General features: G+C 52.8%; 1 protein-coding gene and 1 pseudogene. One reads left to right on the forward strand and one right to left on the reverse strand.

Annotated elements, in window-relative coordinates; translation table 11 throughout:
* Positions 1–40: 40 nt before the first annotated feature.
* Complete coding sequence (locus HNQ81_RS17250; protein ID WP_183352663.1) at positions 41–319, reverse strand: hypothetical protein; 279 nt, start codon at positions 317–319, stop codon at positions 41–43.
* 53 nt (positions 320–372) lie between these two features.
* On the opposite strand from HNQ81_RS17250, the pseudogene HNQ81_RS17255 reads away from it, so the two are divergent.
* Positions 373–1,031 (forward strand): annotated as a pseudogene (locus HNQ81_RS17255) (hypothetical protein); the annotation flags it as partial.

Genomic DNA, 1,031 nt, shown 5'->3' on the forward strand with positions numbered 1-1,031 from the left:
TCATGCATGGAAGATTCAACATCGGCGCTGCTGGATGCCTTCAGATGTTGCGGTCACCTGTCGGGATTTCGGTACCTGGGTATGGGCTATTTCCAGGTTGTTGGAGGTGATGGCGGTGATTCGGATGTGATCCGGTTACCTTGCCGTCATCTTCAACGCTCAGGAGAACAATTCCACCTTTTGCGTTAAGCTGGATGACCACTTTTCCCGATACGGAAAGGGGGATCTTTTTCTGGGCAGTAAGGGTGCAGTCCTGGCTCGGCTCAGAAAAACTGAAGATCAAGAGGTTCGTCAGTTTGTCGACCTGATGGATCGGCATGGCGTTGGCTTGGAGCAGGAAGGATTGCTGTTGAGTTGTTGGAGGGAGGTAAGATGGCAAGGAAACCCCAAAAAGGCGATGCCCTGGCCGAGTTACTGTCAGCGGCATCACACAAAATTCTATCAAAGTTGATTCTGAAGCTTGCAACCGAGTCCCCTGAATTTCGGCGGGAATGTTTCGATTTCCTCAAAGCCCAGGTCTCGGTTTCCGAAGCCCTTGTTCAACGCTCGGAAGGTGAAGCCGTTCTGGCTCTCTGGTCTGAACTGGCGCCGGATCTTGCAGAATTGGATATGTATGGTGGTGGCGACTACGCCACCGAGGATCATGTCACCGAACTGTTGGACCAGATTCGAGAACGGCTGGAATCCCAAAGAGTGGATGCCGATTCCAGACAAGAGATTCTGAAGTTGACCTTGCCGTTCATCAAGAGCGGCAATGCCGGCATGGACGACATGCTCTATGATGTCGCCTATGCGACGTGCTATGAACATGACGATCTGCGCGCACTGGCGCAGGATTTTGAGGCAATGCACAGCGAATGGAAGACGGATCATGCCCGCAGAATCTACCGTCGTCTCGGGGATCGGGATAAATATCTTGAGTTGCGGGTCCAGCGGATGGAATATGGCGCCGACTACCATGACCTGGCCACCTTTTATTGGGACTCCGGCGAGAAGGAAAAAGCCTTGCAGGTGGCTGAGGATGGTTTACG

The sequence above is a fragment of the Desulfoprunum benzoelyticum genome, from assembly GCF_014201505.1.
GTDB lineage: Bacteria > Desulfobacterota > Desulfobulbia > Desulfobulbales > Desulfocapsaceae > Desulfoprunum > Desulfoprunum benzoelyticum.